Genomic DNA, 25,455 nt, shown 5'->3' on the forward strand with positions numbered 1-25,455 from the left:
CGGAACCCACAGGAAAGCACCGCCATGAACGCCATCGCCCGAATCACAGTCCTCACACTGGCCCTGGGCTTGAGCGCATGTGCGGTGCAACGACCGGAGCCGACCACCAGGCTGCCGCCGATCCCGCCGTCACAACCCAGCCCGACCCCGTCGACCAGCCCGACGCCGAGCAAGCCGGGCATCCCGGCCAAACCCGCCAAACCCGTCCCGCGCACCTCCGCCAGCTTCGCCCCGCCACCGGGCGGCAACAGCCACTGGGACCAGAAACTGGGCGTATACGTACTCGACGACCAGACCAACACCTTCTACCGTCAGCGCACCTACTACCGCTGGAACAACGGCTGGAGCCGCTCGATCAGCCCCAACGGCCCGTGGGAAGAAACCAACATCCACGGCGTACCGGCGGGACTGGGCAAACAATTTCAGTAACCTCTGACTGGATCGTAAAGTTCTTCCGGCGCTTCTCTTGCTCGAAACACGACAGCGCCGCTTGAGTTTTGCGTAAAGCGCTGCAACAGTGGCGCGATGTAAGTCTATTATCCTGTGCGTTGAATCGACGGGATGAAATGTGGGGAAGGGATTGTGTTAAAGAGTTTGAAACTGAGCCATGTAGGGCCGCTTCCACAACTGGATGTGCAGTTCTCCAGCCGGTTGAATTTGATCACTGGTGATAACGGTCTCGGGAAAAGTTTTCTGCTTGATATCGCGTGGTGGGCGTTGACGCGAAAATGGCCAGGAGATTTAAACCGTGCCTTAACGGGAGCGGGCATGGTTCGACCTACCGATCCCGCCAAGGCCAGCATTGAATTCTCCGTTTCAGCGAAAACAAAAGACGTTTCTTACGCAACAACTTTTTCGCCATTGGATCAAGCCTGGACGGGCAAGGCGGGACGTCCGATCAACCCGGGTCTGGTGCTGTATGCCATGGCCGATGGTAGTTTTGCCGCATGGGATCCAGCCAGAAACTATTGGTTGAAAAAAGGCAATCTCGATGTACAGGATCGAGTGCCAGGCTATGTTTTCAGCGCTCGTGAAATCTGGGACGGTTTGGTCGATAGCGAGCGTGGTCTGTTGTGCAATGGTTTGATCGCAGATTGGGCAAGCTGGTACAAGGAGAAAGGCGAGTCTTATGAGCACTTGTGTGCAGCGCTTGCCAAGCTGTCGCCTGAAGAAGGTGAAAGCCTGGAGCTTGGGCCACTTACGAGAATAAGCCTAGATGACCCAAGGGACATTCCAACTTTGAGAATGCCTTACGGCCAGGACGTCCCGGTCGTACACGCGTCTTCAGGTATGAAGCGAGTACTGGCAATTGCCTATTTGCTGGTCTGGAGCTGGCAGGAGCACGTCAAGGCATCGGCACTACTTGGACAGGACACGACCCCTAGACTGACTTTTCTGATCGATGAAGTGGAGTCTCATCTGCACCCACGCTGGCAGCGCTCAGTTGTCGGCGCGTTACTTGATGTTGTAACCGCTCTGTCGCCGACGGCGCAGGTTCAGATTTTGCTGGTGACTCATTCACCGTTGGTGATGGCTTCTGTAGAGCCTCGCTTTGATAAGTCCCAAGACGCATGGTTTGATCTGGATCTGGAAACGAACAGCAAATCTGGCGAGACCGAAGTCCATTTCAGGCAGCGTGAGTTTGTTCGCTTGGGTGAGGTATCACGTTGGTTGATGAGCGATGCCTTTGATTTGGGAAGTGCCAGGTCAATCGAGGCGGAAAAGACGCTGGAGGAGGCATCGCGAATACTCTCCCAGGAAGTAATTGACGAAAAGCTCGCATTGTCTCTGGATGCCAGATTGCGGAAATTGTTGGGAGATACTGATCCTTTCTGGATTCGATGGAGATATGTGGGGGAAAAACAGGGATGGCTTAAATGATTTATGTCAAGCCTCAGCCTGAACCGAGTGATTTCGATAAGAAAGTGCGGGTAAAGGGTATTGCTCATCTGAAGGCAAAAGGCATTGCTCTCAATAAGGCACTCCCTTCAGGAACCGAGGTCACACCACTATGGCGGGAAAGCTTGACGGACCTTCATGTAGCCTATGGAGGTATCTGTGCTTACCTTGGAATGTTCTTTGAGCGCGTTGCGGGTTCCAGCGTCGATTACTTCATTGCCAAGTCTGTCAGCGCGAAGGATATTTACGAGTGGAGTAACTATCGTCTGGCATGTTCAACGCTGAATAGTCGAAAGCGCGAATACAATACGGTACTTGATCCTTTTTATCTGGCCCCTGACTTGTTCCGTCTTCAACTGAGTACCGGGCATATCTATCCGAACCCGAGTCTCTCGCCACACGCAATGCGGCTAGTTGAGCTGACCATAGAGACGCTGAGCCTGGATGACGCTCTTTGCCGAGACACCAGAGCCAGGTGTTACCAAGAGTATGTTAAGTACAAACTTGATAATGATTATTTTAGAAGCAAGTACCCATTTATCTGGTTAGAGGCTTATCGGCAGGGATTGCTGTTGACGTAATCGCGGGCTCATCGCCCACTATTAATTTCACATACTCAACAAACGCCCGCGCCTTGGTGCTCGCCATTCTGCCCGTGGGAAACACCGCCCATAATTCCTGATTCGGCAACACCCAGTCGTTCATGACGGTCTTGACCGTAGCGCTGACCAGTTTCGGCGCGAACAACCATTCCGAGCCCAGTGCCAGGCCCTGGCCTCGGATCTTATGCAGTCACCAGCGTCGGCTTCTGCGCAGCACTCAAAAACCGCACCAGCGCCAGCAGCGGGAACGCGCTGCCAACGATCACGATCCACAACCAGCCGCCATGCTCGTACACCGCACTCGCCACCGACGAGCCGAAGGCGCCGCCGACGAAGATGCTGGTCATGTACAGCGCGTTCAGGCGGCCGCGGCTTTTGGCGTCAAGGGAGTAGACCGCGCGCTGGCCCAGCACCATGTTCATCTGTACGCAGAAGTCGAGCACCACACCGGTCACGGCCAGGCCGATCACGCTGTAGGCCGGGTGGATGAAGGCCGGCAGGAAGCTCAGGCTGGCGAACAGCATGGCCAGCAGCGAGGCGATGCGGGTGTGGCCGGCATCGGCCAGGCGTCCGCTGATCGGCGCGGCGATGGCACCGATTGCGCCGACCAGGGCGAAGATCGCAATTTCACTCTGGGACAGGCCATGGTTGCGCGCCAGTTCCAGCGGCACGGCGGTCCAGAACAGGCTGAACGTGGCGAACATGCAGGCCTGGTAAAACGCCCGCTGACGCAGCACCGGTTGTTTGCGCAGCAGCGTCCACAACGAACCCAGCAACTGGCCGTAGGAGGCGCTGTGATCCGGCTGGCGCTTGGGAACGGTCAACGCCAGCACCACGCTGATCGCCGCCATCAAGGCTGCGGCGATCATGAACATCGCCCGCCAGCCGAGGTGGTCGGCGACCACGCTCGACACCGGACGCGCCAGCAGAATTCCCAGCAGCAAACCGCCCATGATCCCGCCGACCACCCGGCCCCGGGATTCCTCGGGCGCCAGGTGCGCCGCCAATGGAATCAGCACCTGCACCGATACCGAGCTGAAACCCACCAGCAACGAAATCAGCAGGAATACATTCGGCTGATCGGTAAACGCCGCGCCGAGCAGGCTGGCGATCGCCACCACGGTGGTGGTGATCATCAACCGGCGGTTTTCTAGCAGATCCGCCAGTGGCACCAGGAAGAACAGGCCCAGCGCATAGCCGATCTGGGTCAGTGACACGATGAAACTGGCCATGGTGTCGCTCAGGCCGATGTCCGGCGCGATCAGGCCGATGATCGGCTGGGCGTAGTAGATGTTGGCAACGATGGCGCCGCAGCAGAAAGCGAACAGCAGCACCATGCCTCGGGTCATTGCGTGAGTTGTGGCGGTCATAGGGTTTCTCGATCCAGCGAAAAGGAATGCGGTGAGGCTAAGGGACGGGCCGAGCCGGCAGTAGAGGCTTCTGATCGATATCAGTTATTCCGTTGCGGAACAGGTGGCGCCGAACAATCCATTGTTCATCGGCGAACCTTGCGTCCGACCGTTGAGCGTCGATGATACATTCACTTACATCTTGTTCGATAGCGTGCTTATGTTGTGACCGGGTTTCAGCATTCATCAACGGAGGATTGCGATGTTTCGTCAGTTGCTTCGCCACACCACAACGATTGTCCTGATCAGTCTGCTCGGCGCCACGGCCGTGCAGGCCGCCGAAGCGCCCGGCATGCGCATGGGCGTGCGCGGCGAGATCACCGGGGTCAGTGCCGACTCGCTCAAGGTTCACCTCAACAGCGGTGAAAACGTCGTGATCCAATTGACCCCGGACACCAAGGTCCGCGCGGTCACCTTGGCCAATATCGAAGACATCAAGCCCGGCAGCTACATCGGCTCGGCCGCCATTCCCCAGGAGGATGGCACGCTCAAGGCGCTGGAGGTTCACGTGTTCCCGCCGGAGCTGGCCGGCAGCGGCGATGGTCATCGGCCGTTCGACCTGGCCAAGGGCAGCAGCATGACCAATGGCAGCGTCGGCGATCTGGTGGTGAGCAACGGCCGGGTGCTGACCGTCAACTACAAGGGCGGCCAGCAGAAGATTCTGGTGCCGGAGGACGTGCCGATCGTCAACCTGACGCCGGGTGATCGCAGCCTGCTCAAGGTCGGGGTGAAGATCGTCACCTTCGTGACCCAGAGCGCGGACGGCACGCTGACCGCGCAATCGATCTCGGCGGGCAAGGATGGCGTCAAGCCGCCGATGTAAACGCCCACAAAAAAGGCGACCTCTGCAGGTCGCCTTTTTCATGTCAGCTCAAGCCTTATTGGCCGTTGTAGATCTGGTCGAAGACTCCGCCATCGTTGAAGTGGGTCTTCTGCACGGTGCGCCAGTCGCCGAAGGTCTTCTCGACCGACAGGAAGTCGACTTTCGGGAAGCGATCGGTGTACTTGGCCAGTACCGCCGGGTCACGTGGACGCAGGTAGTTGGCGGCGGCGATTTCCTGACCCTCTGGCGACCACAGGAACTTCAGGTATTCCTCGGCAGCGGCGCGGGAGCCTTTCTTCTCGACCACTTTGTCGACCACCGACACCGGCGGCTCGGCTTCAGCGGAAACGCTTGGGTAGATGACTTCGAACTGGTCGCGGCCGAACTCGCGGGCGATCATTTCGGCTTCGTTCTCGAAGGTCACCAGCACGTCGCCGATCTGGTTGGTCATGAACGTGGTGGTGGCGGCGCGGCCACCGGTGTCCAGCACCGGCGCCTGCTTGAACAGCTTGCCGACGAAGTCCTTGGCCTTGTTCTCGTCACCGCCGTTTTTCAGCACGTAGCCCCAGGCCGACAGGTAGGTGTAGCGGCCGTTACCCGAGGTTTTCGGGTTCGGCACGATCACTTGCACGCCGTCCTTGAGCAGGTCCGGCCAGTCTTTCAGGGCTTTCGGGTTGCCCTTGCGCACGATAAACACCGTGGCCGAGGTGAACGGCGCGCTATTGTTCGGCAGACGGGTGACCCAGTCCTTCGGCACCAATTGGCCGTTGTCGGCCAGGGCGTTGATGTCGGTGGCCATGTTCATGGTGATGACGTCAGCCGGCAGGCCGTCGATCACCGAACGGGCTTGCTTGCTCGAACCGCCGAAAGACATCTGCACGGTGATGTCTTCCTTGTGCTCGGCTTGCCAGTGTTTCTGGAACGCAGCGTTGTAGTCCTTGTAGAAATCGCGCATCACGTCGTAGGACACGTTGAGCAGGGTCGGTGCGGCCTGAGCCACGCTGCCGAAGGCAAGACCTGCGGCGAGAAGTGAGGCGCCAAAGAGTTTTTTCACTGCGCATTCCTTGTTCTGTGGGGGTGTTTTTGACAAAGATAAGGCCATTTGCCAGCGACTATAGCGGGGCGCGCATAGTCGCTTAAAGATTAAAAAGAACTTTGCTTATTCCATTTTCTTGAATAACGGATTGCCGCATCGCGAACAGAAGGCGGCGCTGCTTTCATGGCTCTTTTTCTGGCAAACCGGGCAGTCGTGTTGCAACTGTTCACCACGCATCGCGTTGGCCAGTTCGGCGGTGAAGATCCCGGTGGGTACCGCGATGATCGAGTAACCAGTGATCATCACCAGCGACGAAATCACCTGGCCCAACGGAGTCTTCGGCACGATGTCGCCGAAGCCGACGGTGGTCAGGGTCACGATAGCCCAATAGATCCCCTTGGGAATGCTGGTGAATCCGTGTTCCGGGCCTTCGATTACGTACATCAACGTGCCGAACACGGTTACGAGTGTGCAGACGCTCACCAGAAACACCACGATCTTCTGCTTGCTGCCACGCAGCGCCGACATCAGGTAGTTGGCTTGTTTGAGGTACGGACTGAGTTTGAGGACGCGGAAAATTCGCAGCATCCGGATGATCCGGATAATCAGCAAGTACTGCGCATCGCTGTAGTACAGCGCGAGGATGCCCGGCACGATCGCCAGCAGATCCACCAATCCGTAAAAACTGAAGGCATAGCGCAACGGTTTGGGCGAGCAGTACAGACGCAGAATGTACTCGCCGGCAAAGATGATGGTGAACCCCCACTCGATATACGCCAGCACATCGGCGTAATTGCGGTGAACGCTGTCGATGCTGTCGAGCATCACGATCACCAGGCTGGCCAGAATGATCAGCAGCAGAATGCCGTCGAAACGTCGCCCGGCGGGGGTGTCGCTCTGGAAAATCATGACGTAAAGCTGTTCACGCCAGTGCTGGTTACTGTCCATGGATCACGCCTGAATCAAAGATCAGCGCAGCCTAGGTTGATTCTCCCCGTGAGCGCAAGGCGCGCCGCTGATCTGCGGTTGTTGCATCAGGCGAATGCCGGTGCGCAGCAGCCAGCAGGCGAGAATGAACGGTGCCGTGAGGGTTGCCAGACCCAGGGCACTGAACAGCGGCGTCAACAGCAGTGCCAGGCCGATGCCGAACAGCGGCAGCCACGGTTGCTGGCGCTGGGTGCTGAAGGCGAGGGCGGCGAGGACTGCGTTGTAGCCGCCCAGACCCAGCAACGCGATTTGGCTGTCGTGGTGCAACAGGCTGGAGCCCAGACCGATGACCGAAGCCAGCAGCGCCCAGGCAAAGGCCCGGCGATCGGCGATCAGCAAACCGGCGGCGATCAAACCACCGGCCAACGGATGGTCGAGGAACATCACCTGACCGAAGCCTTTCAGGGCGGCACCGAGCAGGTTCACGGTGTTCAGTTCAAGCGCCGGTGCGGCGGACAAAGGCTCGGCGAAACACAGGAACATCCAACTCAGCAACACGAACGGCGCGGTGTAGGCGGGCAGGTATTCGGTGAGGCGTGCGCGTTTGAGCCACTGCTGCGTGATCATCGCGCTCAGTCCGCCGGCCGCCAGAATCAGCGGTGGCAGCATCGGCGACCAGGGGAAATACAGGCTCAGCAACAGGCCGACCAGCACGCCGTTGTAGCTGAACAGTCCGGCCTGACGATCCGCCTTGGCGTAGTTGCGCCGTTGCGCGGTGAGCAAACCGGCGACCGCGCCGAGCAGCGCACCGGCGAACAGCACCGGCGCGGTGAATAAAATGGCCAATAGGCACAGGAGGCCACACAGCGGATGACGCTGAAGGAAGATTTGACTGAAGCCGTTGAGCAAAGCCTCGGCCCAGTCAGGGCAGTGGGTGTTGAAATGATTGGCAGGCATGTCTGGAGAATCTGGGCAGTAGGAAAATCAAAGGGTCTTGCTTGAAGCTGTGGCGAGGGAGCTCATGCCCGGTGAATGCGGTGTCTCTTGTGGAAACCGTCATGCCGGGCGTCGGGAGCACGCTCCCTCGTCACACAGGTGTTGCTTAAATCAATGTTTCGATCCGCAGCGAATTAGTCGACCCCGGCTGCCCGAACGGCACACCCGCGGTGATCAGCAACGTATCGCCACGCTCGGCCATTCCTTGCGCCTGAGCGATTTCCAACGCGGTCGAGCACACCTCGTCGACCTGACGCAGGCGATCATTGACCACCGAATGAATGCCCCACGCCACGCTGAGGCGGCGGGCGGTCTGCAGGTTCGGCGTCAGGTTGAGGATCGGCGCTTTCGGCCGTTCCCGCGCTGCACGCAGGCTCGATGTTCCGGACTCGCTGTAGTTGACCAGCACCGCCACCGGCAGCACGTTGCTGATCCGGCGGATCGCGCAGCTGATTGCATCGGACACCGTCGCCTCGGCTTTCGGCCGGCTGACGTCGAGTTGGGTCTGGTAGTCCGGACCGTTCTCCACCTGGCGGATGATCTTGCTCATCATCTGCACGGCTTCCAGCGGGTACTCGCCGGACGCGGTTTCCGCCGACAGCATCACCGCATCGGCGCCTTCGGCCACGGCGTTGGCGACGTCGGTGACTTCGGCGCGGGTCGGCGCCGGGGAGAAGCGCATCGACTCGAGCATCTGCGTCGCCACCACCACCGGTTTGCCGAGCTGGCGGCAGGTGGTGATGATGTTTTTCTGGATCTGCGGCACGCTTTCGGCCGGCACTTCCACGCCCAGGTCACCGCGAGCCACCATGATCGCGTCGCTCAGTTCGGCGATCTCGCGCAGTTGCTCGACGGCCGACGGCTTCTCGATTTTCGCCATCAGGAACGCCTTGTCGCCGATCAGCGCGCGGGCCTCAATGATGTCTTGCGGACGCTGCACGAACGACAGCGCCACCCAGTCCACCCCCAGCTCCAGACCGAAGCTCAGGTCGCGACGATCCTTGGTGGTCAGCGGGCTCAGGTCGAGCACCGCTTGCGGGACGTTCACGCCTTTGCGATCCGACAGTTCGCCGCCATTGATCACGGTGGTGTCGATCGCGTCGGAGTATTTGGTGACGACCCGCAGACGCAGTTTGCCGTCATCCAGCAGCAGATCCATCCCGGCTTCCAGCGCCGCGATGATCTCCGGGTGCGGCAGGTTCACCCGGCGTTCGTCGCCCGGTGTTGCGTCCAGATCGAGGCGGAAGGCCTGACCGCGATGCAACTGAACCTTGTCGTCAGCGAACTTGCCGACCCGCAGTTTCGGCCCTTGCAGGTCCATCAGGATCCCGAGCGGGTAGTTGAGCTGGCGCTCGACTTCGCGGATCCACTGATAGCGCTTGGCGTGGTCGGCGTGATCACCGTGGCTGAAGTTGAGGCGGAAGATATTGACCCCGGCCTCGACCAGCTCGCGGATGTCTTCGATGCCGTCGACGGCAGGCCCGAGGGTGGCGAGGATTTTGACCTTTTTATCAGGCGTCATGATTTAGAGCTCTCGAGGATCAGGATGGCGCGGAAGTCGTTGACGTTGGTGCGGGTCGGTTCGGTGACGATCAGCGCATCGAGCGCCGCGAAGTAGCCGTAACCGTTGTTGTTATCCAGCTCGTCGCTGGCGCTCAGGCCCAGGGCGGCGGCACGGGCATAGCTGTCCGGGGTCATGATCGCGCCGGCGTTATCTTCCGAGCCGTCGATGCCGTCGGTGTCGCCGGCTAGGGCATAGACGCCGGGCTGGCCCTTGAGGCTGTCGGTGAGGCTGAGGAGAAATTCGGCGTTGCGTCCGCCCCGGCCATTGCCGCGCACGGTCACAGTGGTTTCGCCGCCGGAGAGAATCACGCACGGCGCTGCCAGTGGCTGGCCGTGATGGATGATCTGGCGCGCGATGCCGGCGTGGACTTTCGCCACTTCACGGGATTCGCCTTCCAGGTCGCCGAGGATCAGCGTGCTGAAACCGGCCTGACGGCATTTCACTGCCGCCGCATCCAGCGATTGCTGAGGGCGGGCGATCAGCTGGAAGTGACTGCGGGCCAGGCTCGGATCGCCGGGTTTGACGGTTTCCGATTCCGGGCTTTGCAGCCAGCTGCGCACGGACGCCGGAATCTCGATGCCGTAGCGCTTGATGATGGCCAGCGCTTCGGCGCTGGTGCTCGGGTCGGCCACGGTCGGGCCGGAGGCGATGACCGTGGCGAGATCGCCCGGCACATCGGAAATCGCGTAGGTATAAACAGTCGCTGGCCAGCAGGCTTTGCCCAGGCGTCCGCCCTTGATCGCCGAGAGGTGCTTGCGCACGCAGTTCATCTCGCCGATGGTCGCGCCGGATTTGAGCAGGGCTTTGTTGATCGATTGTTTGTCGGCCAGGGTGATGCCTTCGGCCGGCAGCGCCAGCAGGGCTGAGCCGCCGCCGGACAACAGGAAGATCACGCGGTCGTCTTCAGTCAGGTTGCTGACCAGTTCCAGCACGCGTTTGGCCACGGCCAGACCGGCAGCGTCCGGCACGGGGTGCGCGGCTTCGACCACTTCGATTTTTTCGCACGGGGCGCCGTGACCGTAGCGGGTCACCACAAGGCCCGAGACTTCACCTTCCCAGCAGCGCTCGACCACTTGCGCCATGGCAGCGGCAGCCTTGCCGGCGCCGATGACGATCACGCGACCTGTGCGATCGGCCGGCAGATGCGCTTCGAGGACCTGGTTCGGATGGGCCGCGTCGATGGCTGTGGCAAACAGCTCGCGCAGCAGTTGTTGCGGATCGACCGACATGGCGGGCTCCCGGAATTCTTGTTATTCGAAAGGGCAACTCAGATCCATTGTGGGAGCGGGCTTGCTCGCGAATGCGGTGGGTCAGTCAATCTCCATGTCGACTGACACGCCCTCTTCGCGAGCAAGCCCGCTCCCACATGGAAAGTGGGGCAGGGCTTACTTCTTGTCGCGAATCGAGAAGTTGGCCATGTGTTCCAGGCCCTTGATCAGCGCCGAGTGGTCCCAGTTGCTGCCACCGATGGCCGCGCAGGTGCTGAACACTTGCTGGGCGTTGGCAGTGTTCGGCAGGTTGATGTTCAGCTCCTTGGCGCCTTGCAGGGCCAGGTTCAGGTCCTTCTGGTGCAGGCTGATGCGGAAGCCCGGATCGAAGGTGCCCTTGATCATGCGCTCGCCGTGCACTTCGAGGATCTTCGAGGAGGCGAAACCGCCCATCAGCGCTTCACGCACCTTGGCCGGATCGGCACCGTTTTTCGAAGCGAACAGCAGGGCTTCGGCCACGGCCTGAATGTTCAGGGCAACGATGATCTGGTTCGCCACCTTGGCGGTCTGACCGTCGCCATTGCCGCCGACCAGGGTGATGTTCTTGCCCATGGCCTGGAACAGCGGCAGTGCGCGTTCGAAGGCATCGGCGTCGCCACCGACCATGATGCTCAGGGTTGCAGCCTTGGCGCCGACTTCACCGCCGGACACCGGAGCGTCGAGGTATTGCGCGCCTTTCTCGTTGATCTTTGCCGCGAAAGCCTTGGTGGCGGTCGGCGAGATCGAACTCATGTCGATCACGACTTTGCCTTTGCCGATGCCGGCAGCGACGCCGTCCGCGCGGAACAGCACGTCGTCGACCTGGGGGGTATCCGGCACCATGACGATGATGAATTCAGCTTCCTGAGCCACTTCGCGTGGGTTGGCCAGGGCGACGGCGCCAGCGGCGACCAGGTCGGCAGGGGCGGCGTCGTGGTGCGCCGACAGGAACAGGCTGTGACCGGCTTTCTGCAGGTTCGCCGCCATTGGGTGGCCCATGATGCCGGTGCCGATGAATCCGATTTTAGCCATGAGAAAATCCTCTTGTTTTTGTCTTGCTCAAGCAAATAGGGGGTCAGATCGCGTTGTGGGTCTTCAGCCAGCCGAGGCCCGCTTCCGTGGTGGTCAGCGGTTTGTACTCGCAGCCGACCCAGCCCTGATAACCGATGCGATCAAGGTGTTCGAACAGGAAGCGGTAGTTGATCTCGCCGGTGCCCGGCTCGTTGCGGCCCGGGTTGTCGGCCAGCTGCACATGGTTGATCTCGGCCAGGTGCGATTGCAGGGTGCGGGCCAGATCGCCTTCCATGATTTGCATGTGATAGATGTCGTATTGCAGGAACAGGTTGGCGCTGCCGACCTGCTCGCGAATCGACAGGGTCTGCGCCGTGTTGTTCAGGTAGAAGCCCGGGATGTCGCGGGTGTTGATCGCTTCCATCACCAGTTTGATGCCGACGGCTTGCAGCTTGTCGGCGGCGTACTTGAGATTGGCGACGAAGGTCTTTTCAACGGTGGCATCGTCCACGCCCTGCGGACGGATGCCGGCCAGGCAGTTGACCTGGGTGTTGCCCAGAACCTGTGCGTAAGCGATGGCCAGATCGACCCCGGCGCGGAACTCTTCGACCCGGTCCGGCAGGCACGCGATACCGCGCTCGCCCTTGGCCCAGTCACCGGCCGGCAGGTTGAACAGCACTTGGGTCAGACCGTTGGCGTCGAGTTTGGCCTTGATTTCGGCAGAGCTGAAATCGTACGGGAACAGGTACTCGACACCGCTGAAGCCAGCCTTGGCGGCGGCGTCGAAACGGGCAAGGAAATCCTGTTCGGTGAACAGCATGGACAGGTTGGCTGCGAAACGCGGCATGGTGGTCTCCTAAAACAGTTTTGACACGGTTGGTCAGACTGAACGCGATCAAGTCTCCTCTACTGGGGGAGAGGGACATGTAGCCACCCTCTCCCGGAGGGAGAGGGAGCCGGTTACGTTCAGTCGAGCAACGAAATCGCGGTAGGCGCATCGTTGCCGACCAGCGCCAGGTCTTCGAATTCGTTGACGGCGTTGATCTCGGTCCCCATGGAGATGTTGGTCACACGCTCCAGAATGATCTCGACGATCACCGGCACCTTGAACTCTTCGATCAGCTCTTCGGCCTTGCGCAGGGCAGGGGCGATGTCAGCCGGTTCGAACACACGCAGTGCCTTGCAGCCCAGGCCTTCGGCGACTGCGACGTGGTCGACACCATAACCGTTGAGTTCCGGCGCGTTCAGGTTATCGAAGGACAGCTGCACGCAGTAGTCCATATCGAACCCGCGCTGGGCCTGACGGATCAGCCCCAGGTACGAGTTGTTCACCACGACGTGGATGTACGGCAGTTTGAACTGAGCGCCGACCGCCAGTTCTTCGATCATGAACTGGAAGTCATAGTCCCCCGACAGGGCCACGACTTTACGGTTCGGATCGGCCTTCACCACGCCCAGCGCTGCCGGAATGGTCCAGCCCAACGGGCCGGCCTGGCCGCAGTTGATCCAGTGACGCGGCTTGTAGACGTGCAGGAACTGCGCGCCGGCAATCTGCGACAGACCAATCGTGCTGACGTAGCAGGTGTCCTTGCCGAACACCTGGTTCATTTCTTCGTAAACGCGCTGCGGCTTGACCGGCACGTTGTCGAAGTGGGTCTTGCGATGCAGGCTGGCTTTGCGCTGCTGGCAGTCCTGCAGCCATGCGCTGCGGTTTTTAAGCTTGCCGGCGGCTTGCCATTCACGGGCGACTTCGATGAACACGGTCAGCGCGGCAGCGGCGTCGGACACGATGCCCAGGTCCGGGGTGAACACGCGGCCGATCTGGGTCGGTTCGATGTCGACGTGAATGAACTTGCGGCCTTCGGTGTAGACGTCGACCGAGCCGGTGTGACGGTTCGCCCAGCGGTTGCCGACACCCAGCACCACGTCGGACTTGAGCAGGGTGGCGTTGCCGTAACGGTGCGAAGTCTGCAGACCGACCATGCCCACCATCAGCGGGTGATCGTCCGGAATGGTGCCCCAGCCCATCAGGGTCGGGATGACCGGAATGCCGGTCAGCTCGGCGAACTCGACCAGCAGTTCGCTGGCGTCGGCGTTGATGATGCCGCCGCCGGCCACCAGCAATGGACGCTCGGCCTGATCCAGCATCGCCAGGGCTTTTTCAACCTGCACGCGGGTGGCGCTTGGCTTGGCCAGCGGCAGTGGCTGGTAGGCGTCGATGTCGAATTCGATTTCAGCCATCTGCACGTCGAACGGCAGGTCGATCAGCACCGGGCCCGGACGGCCGGAACGCATTTCGTAGAAGGCTTTCTGGAAGGCGTAAGGCACCTGGCCCGGCTCCAGAACGGTGGTCGCCCACTTGGTCACCGGCTTGACGATGCTGGTGATGTCGACGGCCTGGAAGTCTTCCTTGTGCATACGGGCGCGGGGTGCCTGCCCGGTGATGCAGAGGATCGGGATCGAGTCCGCGGAGGCGCTGTACAGACCGGTGACCATGTCGGTACCGGCCGGGCCGGAAGTACCGATGCACACGCCGATGTTGCCGGCCTTGGTGCGGGTGTAGCCCTCGGCCATGTGCGAGGCGCCTTCAACGTGGCGAGCGAGGACGTGATCGATGCCACCGACTTTCTGCAGGGCGGAGTACAGCGGGTTGATTGCAGCGCCCGGAATGCCAAAAGCGGTATCAACCCCTTCACGGCGCATCACCAGAACGGCGGCTTCGATTGCTCTCATTTTGCTCATGGTTTTGTGCCTCTTTACGTTTTGTAATTGTATACAAGTGGCTTTGCGCAGAGTGTATTCACGGCGGACGGCGCAGGTCAATCCATTTTCTCAAGCGCCTGTTTCATTCGTCGGAAGCCTGTTCTGCTGTGGCTTTTCGTCGCATGGAGCGCTTTTCGGGAATTATTGTATACAAAAAAATAATTCATTGTGTTCTATTTGTTGCATCGGGCTGCGGCACTTGCGCGCAGTCCAACGACTTTCCCAATAACAAGATGAGGACGGCACCATGAGCGCTTTAACCTTGAAAGTCGCAGTCAAGCTGGTCAACGAAGCCATCAATGCAGGGCGGGCCATTTCCGCCGCGCCGCTGACCATCGCGGTACTGGATACCGGCGGCCATCTGGTCACCTTGCAGCGCGAAGACGGCGCCAGCCTGCTGCGCCCGAACATCGCCATCGGCAAAGCCTGGGGCGCCATCGCCCTGGGCAAGGGCTCACGTCTGCTGGCGCTGGACGCGCAACAACGCCCGGCGTTCATCGCCGCGCTCAACAGCATGGGGCAGGGCAGCGTGGTGCCGGCACCGGGCGGTGTGTTGATTCGTGATCAGGCGGGGAACGTGCTGGGTGCGATCGGCATCAGCGGCGATCTGTCGGACATCGATGAACAGGTGGCAATCAAAGCCGTAGAGGCCCTGGACCTGCGGGCGGATGCGGGGGTGGCTGCGTGATTGGCGGCGTTTGAACTGACGCCATCGCGAGCAGGCTCACGGTGACCTCATTTGTACTGAAGGAACTCGGTCGAATGTGGGAGCGGGCTTGCTCGCGAAGGCGATTTTCCAGACACATCCAGCTAAAAATCCTGCCTTCAATGTTCGATGTTCCGGGCTAGCCTTTTCATGAAGTCAATCATGAGAAAAGGCAAAGGAATGCCGGAACTGTCTGCATCACACCGACTGAGAGTCGGACGCTTTTCCGAACAAAACCACATCTATCTCCTGACAGCCAATACTCATAAGCGCGAGCCTGTCTTCAAGGATTACGTCTTGGGAAGACTAGTTGTTCATCAGTTCAGGCATGCACAAGAAAAGGGGGTTGTCGACTCATTGGCCTGGGTCGTCATGCCGGATCACTTCCACTGGCTGGTGCAATTGCAGAAAGGTTCGCTGGGGCAGTTGATGTGCCAGGTCAAATCCTTGAGTGCTAGATCAGTCAATTCAGCGACTGGCAGAAGGGGTAGCCTGTGGCAGCCAAGCTTCCATGATCATTCGCTTCGGCAGGAAGAAAGTCTGGTTAGAGTGGCGCGGTATGTCGTGGCCAACCCGTTGCGGGCTGGACTGGTGGAAAAGCTTGGTGACTATCCGCTGTGGGATGCGATCTGGGTCTGACCGTGAGACCGAGTTGCTACATTCGCGAGCAAGCCCGCTCCCACATTTGATTTGTGGTGCTCATAGATCAAATGTGGGAACAGGCTTGCCAGCGAAGCGGTCAACGCAGACTTCAGTCCGGCTCGCAGCCCTTGAGCACCAACCGGATGATGGTTTGTGCTGCCGCTTCATAGTCGGCTTCGTCGAGCTTGTCCTTGCCGGTTACGGCGGAGATCTGCCAGTCGAAGTCGGCGTAGGTCTGGGTCGCGGCCCAGATGCTGAACATCAGGTGGTTGGGGTCGATCGGGGCGATCTGGCCGCGGTCGATCCAGGTCTGGATGCAGTCGATGTTGTGCTTGGCCTGGCCGTTGAGCTGCTCGACCAGGTCGGCGCTCAGGTGCGGGGCGCCGTGCATGATTTCGCTGGCGAACACTTTGGAGGCGAAGGGCAGGTCGCGGGAGATGCGGATCTTCGAGCGGATGTAGCCGCTCAGCACTTCGCTCGGTACGCCGTCCGGATTGAACGGGGTCGAGGCCTGCAGGATCGGTACGATGATACTTTCCAACACCTCGCGGTAGAGGTTTTCCTTGGACTTGAAGTAGTAATAGACGTTGGGCTTGGGCAGTCCTGCCTTGGCGGCGATGTCGCTGGTTTTGGTCGCAGCGAAGCCCTTGTCGGCAAACTCTTCACTGGCTGCACGCAGGATCAGTTCTTTGTTGCGCTCGCGGATTGTGCTCATAAACCCGGTGGTTCCTTGCCTGTTCTGGCGGTTGCGCATGGTAGCACCGGCCTCGCGCGGCGCTCAACAATGCCCCGTGTGGCCCGCAGTCGCGGTATGCTGCGCGGCATTATTCACATAAGGAAACATGATTCATGGCAGGAAGCAGTTTGCTGGTGCTGATCGACGACATCGCTACCGTTCTGGACGACGTTGCGTTGATGACCAAAATGGCTGCCAAGAAGACCGCCGGCGTGCTCGGCGACGACTTGGCGCTCAACGCCCAGCAAGTCTCCGGCGTACGCGCGGAGCGGGAAATCCCGGTGGTCTGGGCGGTGGCCAAGGGCTCGTTCGTCAACAAACTGATCCTGGTGCCCTCGGCGCTGGCGATCAGTGCGTTCGTGCCGTGGCTGGTGACGCCGCTGCTGATGGTCGGCGGCGCCTACCTGTGTTTCGAGGGTTTCGAAAAGCTCGCGCACAAGTTCCTGCACAGCAAGGCCGAAGACGAGGCCGAGCATGCGCAACTGGTCGACGCCGTGGCCGATCCTGCCACCGATCTGGTGGCGTACGAGAAGGACAAGATCAAGGGCGCGATCCGCACCGACTTCATCCTCTCGGCGGAAATCATCGCCATCACCCTCGGCACCGTGGCCGATGCTTCGCTGACCCAGCAAGTGATCGTGATGTCGGGCATCGCCATTGTCATGACCGTGGGCGTTTACGGCCTGGTGGCCGGTATCGTCAAACTCGATGACCTCGGTCTGTGGCTGACTCAGAAACCCGGGCAGATGGCCAAAAGTATCGGCAACGGCATCCTGCGCGCTGCGCCGTACATGATGAAAAGCCTGTCGGTAATCGGCACTGCGGCGATGTTCCTGGTCGGTGGCGGCATCCTGACCCACGGCGTGCCGGTGGTGCATCACTGGATCGAAAGCGTCGGCGCAGCGGCCGGTGGCGCCGGGTTTGTGGTGCCGATGCTGTTGAACGGCGTGGCGGGGATCATCGCGGGTGCGGTGGTACTGGTGGGCGTGTCCGTGATAGGCAAAGTATGGAAAGCGCTGAAAGGCTAAATCCTGAGGCAAACAAAAAGGCCATTCGACTCGCATCGAATGGCCTTTTTTGTGGCCGGCGTTTTTACTCGGCGATCTGCAACTTGCGCGACTCGGTGTAGACGTAGCGCACCTTCTCGTACTCGAACGGTGAGTTCAGCTGACCATAGCGGAAGCTGGTCTGGTAGCGCTTGTCGACGCCACGCAGTACCCAGACTTCCGGGTGGTTGGAGCTGACTTCCGAGACATTGAGGAAGTTGATCGCGGACTCGGCGGTGTAGTCCACGGCCAGACCTGCGGTATCGCGCAGGTTCGACGGGCCGAGGATCGGCAGCACGAAATAGGCGCCGCCCGGTACGCCGTAGAAGCCCAGGGTCTGGCCGAAGTCTTCGCTCTGGCGCGGCAGGCCCATGGCGGTAGCCGGGTCCCAGAGTCCGGCGATGCCGATGGTGGTGTTGAGCAGCAGGCGCGCGGTGGTTTCCATCGAGCGCTTGCCCTTGAACTGCAACAGGCTGTTGACCAGGTTCGGCACGTCGCCAATGTTGTTGAAGAAGTTGCTCACGCCGGTGCGCACGAAGCTCGGGGTGATGTAGCGATAGCCATCGACCACCGGCAGGAACACCCATTGGTCGAAGCGGTAGTTGAAGTGGTAGACGCGGCGGTTCCACTCTTCCAGCGGGTCATAGACGTTCAGCGCGCTGAGGGTCGAGCGCTCGAACTCGCGCTGATCCAGCCCCGGGTTGAACTTGAGTTTGGACAGCGGCTCCTTGAAACCGTCGCTGTCGATGACCACCGGTGCATTGGCTTTGCTGTTGTCGGCCTGGGCCATACCTGCACTGAGGAGCGCTGCAATCAGCAGGAGATATTTAGCCACGGAAGAACTCCAGCATGGCGTCGCTGTTGACGCGGTAGTTAAGGTTGCCGCAATGGCCGCCCAGCGGGTAAACGGTCAGGCGATCGCCGAAGGTCCGGCGCAGGAAACCGAGATCGCCCGGGCCGAGGATCACGTCGTCGGCGTTGTGCATGACGGCGATTTTCGGGCTGTCGTGCAGGTAATCCTTCAACGCATACAGGCTGACCTGATCGATCAGTTGCAGCAGGCTGCCGCCGTCGGTGCGGGCGCGCCACATCGGGATCACCTGTTCGGTGAGGTAGCAGTCGAAGTCGCATTGCAGCGCACGCTTGAGGAACGGCGTGAGGCTGGTGCCTTCGGTGATCGGGAATTTCGGCGGGGTGATCAGGCCGCGACGGTTGATCAGGTCCGAAGTGAACGCAATATCGGCTGCCGAGAAGCGGAACGAGGTGCCGATCAGCATCGCCATTTGCTCGTTGCTCAGGTGCTGCTTGGACTGCTGGAAGTCGTAGAGCAGCGCATCGTTGAGGTCGATGTAGCCCTTCTGCTGGAAGTAGCGGGTCAGTTTGTTCAGCACCAGTTCATAGAAAGTAGTGCTGTTGTTGATGCCCTTGACCTCGGTCTGCACCAGCTTGTCGAGGTTGGTGATCGAGGTGTACAGGTTGACCGGTGGATTCAGCAGCAGGACTTTCTTGAAGTTGAAGCTGCGACGGGTTTCATCCAGATGCGCCACGAAGGCCGCGTCCAGCGCGCCGAGGCTGTAGCCGCTGAGGTAATAGTCGGTGACCGGTACTTTCGGGTTCTGCGCCCGCACGGCCTGCATCACCCGGTACATGTCTTCGGCGTCTTCCTTGGTCACGCCGGGGGTGGCGAAACGCGAGGCGGCGCTCATGAAGTCGAAGCTGGTCGGCGAGGACAACTGCACCACGTGGTAGCCGGCCTTGTAATAAAGCTTCTTCAGGTACTCGTTGAGCGTGCTGTCGTAGCGCGCGCCGGTGCCGGCGATCAGGAAGATCAACGGCGCAGGTTTGTCCTGGGTGGCGATGCGGTAGGTGAGTTTTTTCACCGGCCAGAAATTGTCCGGCAGGATGAATTCCCGCTCGGGGCGCAGGGTGACGCTGCGATCGGCCTGATCGATGTCGTCGTCCAGTGGCAGTTCCGGGCGCAAGTCCGGCGGCGTGGTGGCGATGGTCGCCTCGAACGGGTTGGTCAGGGGATAGCCATAGCTGGCGGCGTCGATATCCACCGCCAGCGCGGACGCACTCAGAATAAGGCCGCCAAACAGGGCGGCGAAGCGCAAGGAACGGAGCATGACTGGATCCCTTAGAGGAAGGTGCCGAATGAAGTTCGCAGGCTATGACCACCGGGTTTGCGTCAAAGTGCCATGCCACGGCACCAAACTGACAGAATTCGGAGTAATAGTAGCCGGACGATACACTTTGCAAGGAAGGAATGACCAGTTAAGAGTTGTTAGTCCTTGCGTATGCGCGGCGGCAGATTAAGCTGGCCGCCGATTTCGTCGATTGGAGTGTTCCATGTCCCGCCGCTTGCCCGTGATTCTGCTGCTCGTTCTGTTGCCGTTGTGGCTGGCTGCCAGTTATGGCGCGCGTTATGGCTTCATGGAGGACGCGCAGTGGGTGGGCATCTGCGTGGATGAGGCGAGCCGCTGGGAATGCTCGGTGCGCTCGAACCTGGGCCTGATGATTCATTTCCAGCTGCTGGGCTGGGCGGCGGTTGCTGCAGCCGTGCTCGGTTTTGTCGTGCCGGGCCGGGCAGGGTGGTGGCTGGCGGTGCTGGCGCTGGTGTTCGGGTTGCCGGCGCTGGCGCTGTACAACACGACGCTGGCGGTGTTTGCGGTGGTGATTGCCGGGTTGCGACTGGTTAGAGAGTCTCGCGGCGTCTGACAGTCAGCCATCGCTGGCAAGCCAGCTCCCACGCTTGATCCATGTAGATGCAGAACCTGTGGCAGACAGGAATCCTGTGGGAGCTGGCTTGCCAGCGAAGAGGCCGGTTCAGCCTTTGAAGATCAGCCCTTGCGAACCCGCAGGCAGCGCCACAACGCAGCCACCATCAACACGCTGACCAGCGCCCAGCCCCACGCCTGCTGATTCTGTAATCCTTCACGGAACAGCTGCGGCGCAATGCCCGCGCCGATGATGAAGGTCAGCAGGGCGATCTCCCGACGGGCCACGCTGACCGGGCGGCACAGGTAGACCAGCGCCGGCAGAATGAAGGCCACGCTTGGAAAACTGCGATAGCGCGGATCGAACACCAGCTCGAGCATCATCACGGCAGCGGCGAAACCGGCCGCCGCCACCAGCCAGCCGGCCCGTCGCTCGAAAGCGTTGAACGCCTGTTCACGCCAGCCATTGCGGGCGCTCAAGGTCAGCGCGGCATGGGCCAGCACCAACAGATTCAGGATCGTCAGCAAGCCGACCCACAGCCATTCGCTGGCAAACCGCGTGGTCACCCGCGCCAGATCGCCCCAGGCGCCGATCGAGCAGGCGGCGAGGGCGCCGAGCAACGGCAGGATCAGCGCCGAGCGCGTCGTACGAACCCGACCGCCCAGCAGCAATGTGCCGAGGAAGATCACTCCGCCGACCGCCAGCCACTGCGACCAGTACGGCACATTCGATACCGGCCCGGCCAACACGCCCTTGTCCTGGCGGTCCGCATCGAACAGCCCCCAGTAACCGCCGACCGCGCCTTCGCTGCCGCGCTTCCACGGCTGGTCGAACGCTTCGATCAGGTTGTAGCGCCAGCCTTCCTGTTCGGCGAGGGTGACAAAACCACGAATGAACTTGGCTTCGTTGACCCGGCTCGGCAGGGCGGTCTCACGCTGGCGGCCTTCGCTCGGCCAGCCGGTTTCGCCGATCATCACGTCTTTTGGGGCGAACTTGTTGCCGAATACCTGACGCACTTGCGCCACATGATGCAGCGCGGCGTCGATGTTCGACGGATCGTCTTCCCAGTACGGCAGCAAGTGAATGGTCAGGAAATCCACCGCCGGCGCGACTTCCGGGTGCTTGAGCCAGAACTCCCAGACATCCGCGTAGGTGACTGGTTGCTTGATATGGCTCTTGACCTTGTTGATCAGCTTCGCCAGTTGCGCACCGGTGACTTCCTTGCGCAGCAAGGCTTCGTTGCCGACGATCACCGCGCTGACCACGTCCGGGTTGGCATTGGCCGAGGCGATCAGCAAGTCGACTTCCTTCTCGGTGTCGACCGGATTGCTGTTGACCCACGCGCCGATCATCAACTTCAAACCATGTTTGCGCGCCAGATCCGGCAGCGCTTCGAGGCCGGTCATGGAATAGGTGCGGATGCATTCGAAGCGGGTGGCAAGCAGGGCGAGGTCGGCGTCCATGCGCTCCGGGCGCAGTTTGAACGGCACGTCGAACGGCGACTGGTCTTTATCGAACGGGGTGTAGGAGGCGCATTGCAACTTGTGGGTCGGGGTGGCGACGTCCGGCAGGATCACCGGTTTGCCGAGGCCGTACCAGAAGCCGCACAGGGCAAACAGCCCGAGCAGGCAGGCGAACAGATAGGGAAGAAAGGGGAAACGGGAAGTCGCGGACATGGTCAGGCCGAGTGGCTGCAAAGCGACGCATGTTACCTGCATTTATAAGCAGGTTGGTGGCCCGCACGATTTTGACATGCAAAGTTCGGGCGGATTGTCTGGCGCCAAATATCCGGAGGCAGTTAATGGCTTTCTGATGTCGTTTCTCGTTGCTTCGAGGTCGCTGGCAGAGCAGGTCTTAACGGGCGTCAGGTTGATGATCGGACTCATCAGTACTCCGCTGATGTTCGAACGAGTTCGCGAACGGGCGTGATGGGGGCGCCGAGCACCATAACAACACGTTGACGATGCCCGGCATCCGTCGGGCGCAGCATTTCGGGGAAGTAACGATGAAGATGCGACGACTTTTAGGCGCAGGTGCCGCTCTGGTACTTGCGATGGGCTCCACTTTCGCCAGCGCTGAAAAACAGACCCTGAACATCGGTTACGTTGACGGCTGGTCCGACAGCGTCGCGACCACCCACGTGGCGGCCGAAGTGATCAAGCAGAAACTTGGCTACGACGTGAAACTGCAGGCCGTCGCCACCGGCATCATGTGGCAGGGCGTTGCCACCGGCAAACTCGACGCCATGCTCTCGGCCTGGCTGCCCGTGACCCACGGCGAATACTGGACCAAGAACAAGGATCAGGTCGTCGATTACGGCCCGAACTTCAAGGACGCGAAAATCGGTCTGATCGTGCCGGAGTACGTCAAGGCCAAGACCATCGAAGACCTGAAAACCGACGACTCCTTCAAGAAACGCATCGTTGGCATCGACGCCGGTTCAGGCGTGATGCTCAAGACTGATCAGGCGATCAAGGATTACGACCTGACCGGCTACCAACTCAAGGCCAGTTCCGGCGCCGGCATGATTGCCGAGCTGACCCGCGCCGAGAAGAAAAACGAATCCATCGCCGTTACCGGCTGGGTGCCGCACTGGATGTTTGCCAAGTGGAAACTGCGCTTCCTCGACGACCCGAAAGGCGTGTACGGCGCGGCTGAAACCGTGAACAGCATCGGCAGCAAGGAACTGGCGACCAAGGCGCCGGAAGTGGCCAAGTTTCTGAAGAACTTCCAGTGGGCTTCGAAGGACGAAATCGGCGAAGTCATGCTGGCGATTCAGGACGGTGCAAAACCTGACGCAGCGGCCAAAGATTGGGTTGCCAAGCACCCTGAGCGTGTTGCCGACTGGACCAAGTGATTTAAGCCGAAGCGTCTAATCTGCGCTTCCCAGGGCCGCCCGACATGACAGTCGGGCGGCCTTTTTTGTTTGTCCTCTATTAATAGGCAGGGGTGGCGGTTTTCGGCTCGTCTGGAAATTGGCAAAAACGTCATGGCGTTCTACTACTAAGGTCGTCTGGAACCCGGCTCGCAGCCGCATACAGTGGATACGTTCCAAAAATAAAAATCTGTGCTGCGAGGATAAAAACAATGAACGACAGCATTTACCTCTCGATTCAGAACAGCCCGCGCTTCAAGGAGCTGGTCAAGAAAAGAGAAAGGTTCGCCTGGATACTCTCGGCGATCATGCTCGGGCTCTACTCCGGCTTCATCCTTCTGATCGCGTACGGGCCGCAAGTGCTCGGGACGAAAATCAGCCCCGAATCATCCATCACCTGGGGCATCCCGATCGGTGTCGGACTGATTGTCTCGGCCTTCATCCTGACCGGCATCTATGTGCGCCGCGCCAATGGCGAGTTCGACGACCTGAACAACGCGATTCTCAAGGAGGCTCAGCAATGATCCGGCGTCTACTGGCTCTTTTGAGCATCGCAGCGTTTGCTCCAGCCGTCTGGGCCGCTGACGCCCTGACCGGCGAAGTCCACAAACAACCGCTCAACGTTTCCGCGATCGTCATGTTCGTGGCGTTCGTTGGCGCAACCCTGTGCATCACTTACTGGGCGTCCAAGCGCAACAACTCGGCGGCCGATTACTATGCGGCGGGCGGCAAAATCACCGGGTTCCAGAACGGTCTGGCGATTGCCGGTGACTACATGTCGGCGGCGTCCTTCCTGGGGATTTCCGCGCTGGTGTTCACCTCCGGCTACGACGGCCTGATCTACTCGATCGGCTTCCTGGTGGGCTGGCCGATCATTCTGTTCCTGATCGCCGAGCGTCTGCGTAACCTGGGCAAATACACCTTTGCCGACGTGGCGTCCTACCGCCTCGGGCAAACCCAGATCCGCACGCTGTCTGCCTGCGGTTCGCTGGTGGTGGTGGCGTTCTACCTGATCGCGCAAATGGTCGGTGCCGGCAAGCTGATCCAGCTGCTGTTCGGTCTCGACTACCACGTTGCGGTGATCCTGGTCGGTATCCTGATGTGCATGTACGTGCTGTTCGGCGGCATGCTGGCGACCACTTGGGTACAGATCATCAAGGCGGTGCTGTTGCTGTCCGGTGCCTCGTTCATGGCGCTGATGGTGATGAAGCACGTCAACTTCGACTTCAACACCCTATTCTCCGAAGCCATCAAGGTTCACGCCAAGGGCGAAGCGATCATGAGCCCGGGCGGCTTGGTAAAAGACCCGATCTCGGCGTTCTCCCTGGGTCTGGCGCTGATGTTCGGTACCGCCGGCCTGCCGCACATCCTGATGCGCTTCTTCACTGTCAGCGATGCGAAAGAAGCCCGCAAGAGCGTGCTGTACGCGACCGGTTTCATTGGCTACTTCTACATCCTGACCTTCATCATCGGCTTCGGCGCGATCCTGCTGGTCAGCACCAACCCGGCCTTTAAAGATGCAGCGGGCGCTCTGCTCGGCGGCAACAACATGGCGGCGGTGCACCTGGCCAACGCCGTGGGCGGCAGCGTGTTCCTCGGCTTTATCTCGGCGGTGGCGTTCGCGACCATTCTGGCAGTAGTGGCCGGCCTGACCCTGGCCGGTGCTTCGGCGGTGTCTCACGACCTGTATGCCAGTGTGATCAAGAAGGGCAAGGCCAACGAGAAGGATGAAATCCGCGTTTCGAAGATCACCACCATCGCACTGGGCGTTCTGGCCATCGGCCTGGGCATCCTGTTCGAAAGCCAGAACATCGCGTTCATGGTTGGTCTGGCGTTCTCCATCGCGGCGAGCTGCAACTTCCCGGTACTGCTGCTTTCGATGTACTGGAAGAAACTGACCACCCGTGGCGCCATGATTGGCGGCTGGCTGGGGCTGGTGAGTGCGGTGGGTCTGATGATTCTTGGCCCGACCATCTGGGTGCAGATTCTGCATCACGAGAAGGCGATCTTCCCTTATGAGTATCCTGCGTTGTTCTCGATGATCATTGCGTTTATCGGGATCTGGTTCTTCTCGGTTACCGACAAGTCGGCGGCGGCAGAGAACGAGCGTGCGGCGTTCTTCCCGCAGTTTGTGCGTTCGCAGACTGGGTTGGGGGCTAGTGGGGCGGTTTCGCACTGAGGCTTTTGTGTAGGTTGATTTGAATTGAAAATGCCCTGGTCGAGAGATTGGGGCATTTTTTTTGTGGGCGGTTATGGGACTTTCTTTGGGTGGTTTTGGTTTGTGTGTATATCCGTTGCTGCGGTAACGGCTGCTTAGGGTTCCGCCCTTACGGCGGGTCACTTTTTCCAAACGCCCGGAATGCCGGCCCAGAAAAAAGTAACCAAAAAGGCTTTACCCTGACGTACGGCCCTCGCTGTGGCTCGGGTTCCTTCGCTCCGGGATCAATCCGGGGGC

General features: G+C 60.2%; 24 protein-coding genes and 1 pseudogene. 11 read left to right on the top strand and 14 right to left on the bottom strand.

Annotated elements, in window-relative coordinates; all coding sequences use genetic code 11:
- The first annotated feature begins 24 nt into the window (after positions 1-24).
- From PDR5_RS08050 to PDR5_RS08060, 3 genes are all read left to right on the top strand, one after another.
- Complete coding sequence (locus PDR5_RS08050; protein ID WP_064594424.1) at positions 25-429, top strand: hypothetical protein; 405 nt, start codon at positions 25-27, stop codon at positions 427-429.
- A 153-nt stretch (positions 430-582) separates the two neighbouring features.
- Positions 583-1,881 (top strand): AAA family ATPase, encoded by a 1,299-nt coding sequence (locus PDR5_RS08055; protein ID WP_064600717.1) that lies wholly within the window; start codon positions 583-585, stop codon positions 1,879-1,881.
- On the top strand, positions 1,878-2,480 hold the full coding sequence (locus PDR5_RS08060) for a hypothetical protein (RefSeq protein ID WP_064594427.1): 603 nt from the start codon (positions 1,878-1,880) through the stop codon (positions 2,478-2,480). Before PDR5_RS08055 ends, PDR5_RS08060 begins: the two co-directional genes overlap by 4 nt.
- Here PDR5_RS08060 and PDR5_RS30030 read toward each other — a convergent pair.
- Positions 2,437-2,673, bottom strand: a pseudogene (locus PDR5_RS30030) (hypothetical protein); the annotation flags it as partial. The gene PDR5_RS08060 and the pseudogene PDR5_RS30030 overlap by 44 nt on opposite strands.
- A 10-nt stretch (positions 2,674-2,683) precedes the next feature.
- Positions 2,684-3,871 (bottom strand): MFS transporter, encoded by a 1,188-nt coding sequence (locus PDR5_RS08065; protein WP_064594430.1) that lies wholly within the window; start codon positions 3,869-3,871, stop codon positions 2,684-2,686.
- Between the two features lie 241 nt (positions 3,872-4,112).
- On the opposite strand from PDR5_RS08065, the gene PDR5_RS08070 reads away from it, so the two are divergent.
- On the top strand, positions 4,113-4,733 hold the full coding sequence (locus PDR5_RS08070) for a DUF5666 domain-containing protein (protein ID WP_064594433.1): 621 nt from the start codon (positions 4,113-4,115) through the stop codon (positions 4,731-4,733).
- A 55-nt stretch (positions 4,734-4,788) separates the two neighbouring features.
- Here the strand turns inward: PDR5_RS08070 and PDR5_RS08075 are convergent, their stop codons facing one another.
- From PDR5_RS08075 to gcl, 8 genes are all read right to left on the bottom strand, one after another.
- The gene (locus tag PDR5_RS08075; protein ID WP_064594436.1) at positions 4,789-5,787 is read right to left on the bottom strand and encodes a sulfate ABC transporter substrate-binding protein; all 999 of its coding nucleotides are present in this window, start codon (positions 5,785-5,787) and stop codon (positions 4,789-4,791) included.
- Between the two features lie 105 nt (positions 5,788-5,892).
- Complete coding sequence (locus PDR5_RS08080) at positions 5,893-6,717, bottom strand: ion transporter (RefSeq protein WP_064594438.1); 825 nt, start codon at positions 6,715-6,717, stop codon at positions 5,893-5,895.
- A gap of 21 nt (positions 6,718-6,738) precedes the next feature.
- Complete coding sequence (locus tag PDR5_RS08085; RefSeq protein WP_064594441.1) at positions 6,739-7,653, bottom strand: urea transporter; 915 nt, start codon at positions 7,651-7,653, stop codon at positions 6,739-6,741.
- Positions 7,654-7,798: 145 nt separating this feature from the next.
- Positions 7,799-9,214: a pyruvate kinase gene (pyk, locus tag PDR5_RS08090; protein ID WP_064594444.1), complete on the bottom strand. Its 1,416-nt coding sequence runs from the start codon at positions 9,212-9,214 to the stop codon at positions 7,799-7,801.
- Complete coding sequence (locus tag PDR5_RS08095) at positions 9,211-10,485, bottom strand: glycerate kinase type-2 family protein (RefSeq protein ID WP_064594446.1); 1,275 nt, start codon at positions 10,483-10,485, stop codon at positions 9,211-9,213. Before PDR5_RS08095 ends, pyk begins: the two co-directional genes overlap by 4 nt.
- Before the next feature lie 156 nt (positions 10,486-10,641).
- Positions 10,642-11,535 (bottom strand): 2-hydroxy-3-oxopropionate reductase, encoded by an 894-nt coding sequence (locus PDR5_RS08100; protein WP_064594449.1) that lies wholly within the window; start codon positions 11,533-11,535, stop codon positions 10,642-10,644.
- Positions 11,536-11,578: 43 nt separating this feature from the next.
- The gene (hyi, locus tag PDR5_RS08105) at positions 11,579-12,361 is read right to left on the bottom strand and encodes a hydroxypyruvate isomerase (protein ID WP_064594453.1); all 783 of its coding nucleotides are present in this window, start codon (positions 12,359-12,361) and stop codon (positions 11,579-11,581) included.
- 119 nt (positions 12,362-12,480) lie between these two features.
- Complete coding sequence (gene gcl, locus PDR5_RS08110) at positions 12,481-14,256, bottom strand: glyoxylate carboligase (RefSeq protein ID WP_064594456.1); 1,776 nt, start codon at positions 14,254-14,256, stop codon at positions 12,481-12,483.
- 268 nt (positions 14,257-14,524) lie between these two features.
- Between gcl and PDR5_RS08115 the strand changes: the two genes are divergently transcribed.
- Both PDR5_RS08115 and PDR5_RS08120 read left to right on the top strand, forming a co-directional pair.
- Positions 14,525-14,965, top strand: coding sequence for a GlcG/HbpS family heme-binding protein (locus PDR5_RS08115; protein ID WP_011333104.1), 441 nt, complete (start codon positions 14,525-14,527; stop codon positions 14,963-14,965).
- A 198-nt stretch (positions 14,966-15,163) separates the two neighbouring features.
- Positions 15,164-15,622: an REP-associated tyrosine transposase gene (locus PDR5_RS08120; RefSeq protein ID WP_064600719.1), complete on the top strand. Its 459-nt coding sequence runs from the start codon at positions 15,164-15,166 to the stop codon at positions 15,620-15,622.
- Between the two features lie 112 nt (positions 15,623-15,734).
- Here the strand turns inward: PDR5_RS08120 and PDR5_RS08125 are convergent, their stop codons facing one another.
- Positions 15,735-16,340 (bottom strand): TetR/AcrR family transcriptional regulator, encoded by a 606-nt coding sequence (locus PDR5_RS08125; protein WP_007959290.1) that lies wholly within the window; start codon positions 16,338-16,340, stop codon positions 15,735-15,737.
- Positions 16,341-16,474: 134 nt separating this feature from the next.
- On the opposite strand from PDR5_RS08125, the gene PDR5_RS08130 reads away from it, so the two are divergent.
- The gene (locus tag PDR5_RS08130) at positions 16,475-17,389 is read left to right on the top strand and encodes a DUF808 domain-containing protein (protein ID WP_064594459.1); all 915 of its coding nucleotides are present in this window, start codon (positions 16,475-16,477) and stop codon (positions 17,387-17,389) included.
- A gap of 64 nt (positions 17,390-17,453) precedes the next feature.
- Here the strand turns inward: PDR5_RS08130 and PDR5_RS08135 are convergent, their stop codons facing one another.
- On the bottom strand, positions 17,454-18,242 hold the full coding sequence (locus tag PDR5_RS08135; protein ID WP_007959292.1) for an MlaA family lipoprotein: 789 nt from the start codon (positions 18,240-18,242) through the stop codon (positions 17,454-17,456).
- On the bottom strand, positions 18,235-19,533 hold the full coding sequence (locus PDR5_RS08140; RefSeq protein WP_064594462.1) for a hypothetical protein: 1,299 nt from the start codon (positions 19,531-19,533) through the stop codon (positions 18,235-18,237). The genes PDR5_RS08135 and PDR5_RS08140 overlap by 8 nt, the downstream gene beginning before the upstream one ends.
- A 223-nt stretch (positions 19,534-19,756) precedes the next feature.
- Between PDR5_RS08140 and PDR5_RS08145 the strand changes: the two genes are divergently transcribed.
- Positions 19,757-20,125: a hypothetical protein gene (locus PDR5_RS08145; protein WP_064594465.1), complete on the top strand. Its 369-nt coding sequence runs from the start codon at positions 19,757-19,759 to the stop codon at positions 20,123-20,125.
- A 122-nt stretch (positions 20,126-20,247) separates the two neighbouring features.
- Here the strand turns inward: PDR5_RS08145 and PDR5_RS08150 are convergent, their stop codons facing one another.
- Entirely contained in the window at positions 20,248-21,843 is a 1,596-nt protein-coding gene (locus tag PDR5_RS08150) for a glycoside hydrolase family 17 protein (protein ID WP_064594468.1), read from the bottom strand.
- Positions 21,844-22,130: 287 nt separating this feature from the next.
- Between PDR5_RS08150 and PDR5_RS08160 the strand changes: the two genes are divergently transcribed.
- The 3 genes from PDR5_RS08160 to PDR5_RS08170 all read left to right on the top strand — a co-directional run bounded on the left by PDR5_RS08160 (position 22,131) and on the right by PDR5_RS08170 (position 25,179).
- Complete coding sequence (locus PDR5_RS08160) at positions 22,131-22,982, top strand: glycine betaine ABC transporter substrate-binding protein (RefSeq protein ID WP_064594471.1); 852 nt, start codon at positions 22,131-22,133, stop codon at positions 22,980-22,982.
- A gap of 230 nt (positions 22,983-23,212) precedes the next feature.
- Positions 23,213-23,524 carry a DUF485 domain-containing protein gene (locus PDR5_RS08165; RefSeq protein WP_011333111.1) on the top strand — a complete coding sequence of 104 codons (312 nt, stop codon included), beginning with the start codon at positions 23,213-23,215 and terminating at the stop codon, positions 23,522-23,524.
- Positions 23,521-25,179, top strand: coding sequence for a cation acetate symporter (locus tag PDR5_RS08170; protein ID WP_064594474.1), 1,659 nt, complete (start codon positions 23,521-23,523; stop codon positions 25,177-25,179). The genes PDR5_RS08165 and PDR5_RS08170 overlap by 4 nt, the downstream gene beginning before the upstream one ends.
- The last annotated feature ends 276 nt before the right edge of the window (positions 25,180-25,455 follow it).

Source organism: Pseudomonas sp. DR 5-09, from assembly GCF_001655595.1.
In the GTDB taxonomy this organism is placed as follows: Bacteria; Pseudomonadota; Gammaproteobacteria; order Pseudomonadales; family Pseudomonadaceae; genus Aquipseudomonas; species Aquipseudomonas pharyngis.

Excerpts from the sequence above, each read along its gene's own strand:
- PDR5_RS08050 (WP_064594424.1), top strand. The coding sequence starts at position 25 with ATGAACGCCATCGCCCGAATCACAGTCCTCACACTGGCCCTGGGCTTG.
- PDR5_RS08060 (WP_064594427.1), top strand. The coding sequence starts at position 1,878 with ATGATTTATGTCAAGCCTCAGCCTGAACCGAGTGATTTCGATAAGAAA.
- PDR5_RS08065 (WP_064594430.1), bottom strand. The coding sequence starts at position 3,871 with ATGACCGCCACAACTCACGCAATGACCCGAGGCATGGTGCTGCTGTTC.
- PDR5_RS08070 (WP_064594433.1), top strand. The coding sequence starts at position 4,113 with ATGTTTCGTCAGTTGCTTCGCCACACCACAACGATTGTCCTGATCAGT.
- PDR5_RS08080 (WP_064594438.1), bottom strand. The coding sequence starts at position 6,717 with ATGGACAGTAACCAGCACTGGCGTGAACAGCTTTACGTCATGATTTTC.
- PDR5_RS08085 (WP_064594441.1), bottom strand. The coding sequence starts at position 7,653 with ATGCCTGCCAATCATTTCAACACCCACTGCCCTGACTGGGCCGAGGCT.
- pyk (WP_064594444.1), bottom strand. The coding sequence starts at position 9,214 with ATGACGCCTGATAAAAAGGTCAAAATCCTCGCCACCCTCGGGCCTGCC.
- PDR5_RS08095 (WP_064594446.1), bottom strand. The coding sequence starts at position 10,485 with ATGTCGGTCGATCCGCAACAACTGCTGCGCGAGCTGTTTGCCACAGCC.
- PDR5_RS08100 (WP_064594449.1), bottom strand. The coding sequence starts at position 11,535 with ATGGCTAAAATCGGATTCATCGGCACCGGCATCATGGGCCACCCAATG.
- hyi (WP_064594453.1), bottom strand. The coding sequence starts at position 12,361 with ATGCCGCGTTTCGCAGCCAACCTGTCCATGCTGTTCACCGAACAGGAT.
- gcl (WP_064594456.1), bottom strand. The coding sequence starts at position 14,256 with ATGAGCAAAATGAGAGCAATCGAAGCCGCCGTTCTGGTGATGCGCCGT.
- PDR5_RS08115 (WP_011333104.1), top strand. The coding sequence starts at position 14,525 with ATGAGCGCTTTAACCTTGAAAGTCGCAGTCAAGCTGGTCAACGAAGCC.
- PDR5_RS08120 (WP_064600719.1), top strand. The coding sequence starts at position 15,164 with ATGCCGGAACTGTCTGCATCACACCGACTGAGAGTCGGACGCTTTTCC.
- PDR5_RS08125 (WP_007959290.1), bottom strand. The coding sequence starts at position 16,340 with ATGAGCACAATCCGCGAGCGCAACAAAGAACTGATCCTGCGTGCAGCC.
- PDR5_RS08130 (WP_064594459.1), top strand. The coding sequence starts at position 16,475 with ATGGCAGGAAGCAGTTTGCTGGTGCTGATCGACGACATCGCTACCGTT.
- PDR5_RS08140 (WP_064594462.1), bottom strand. The coding sequence starts at position 19,533 with ATGCTCCGTTCCTTGCGCTTCGCCGCCCTGTTTGGCGGCCTTATTCTG.
- PDR5_RS08145 (WP_064594465.1), top strand. The coding sequence starts at position 19,757 with ATGTCCCGCCGCTTGCCCGTGATTCTGCTGCTCGTTCTGTTGCCGTTG.
- PDR5_RS08150 (WP_064594468.1), bottom strand. The coding sequence starts at position 21,843 with ATGCAGGTAACATGCGTCGCTTTGCAGCCACTCGGCCTGACCATGTCC.
- PDR5_RS08160 (WP_064594471.1), top strand. The coding sequence starts at position 22,131 with ATGAAGATGCGACGACTTTTAGGCGCAGGTGCCGCTCTGGTACTTGCG.
- PDR5_RS08165 (WP_011333111.1), top strand. The coding sequence starts at position 23,213 with ATGAACGACAGCATTTACCTCTCGATTCAGAACAGCCCGCGCTTCAAG.
- PDR5_RS08170 (WP_064594474.1), top strand. The coding sequence starts at position 23,521 with ATGATCCGGCGTCTACTGGCTCTTTTGAGCATCGCAGCGTTTGCTCCA.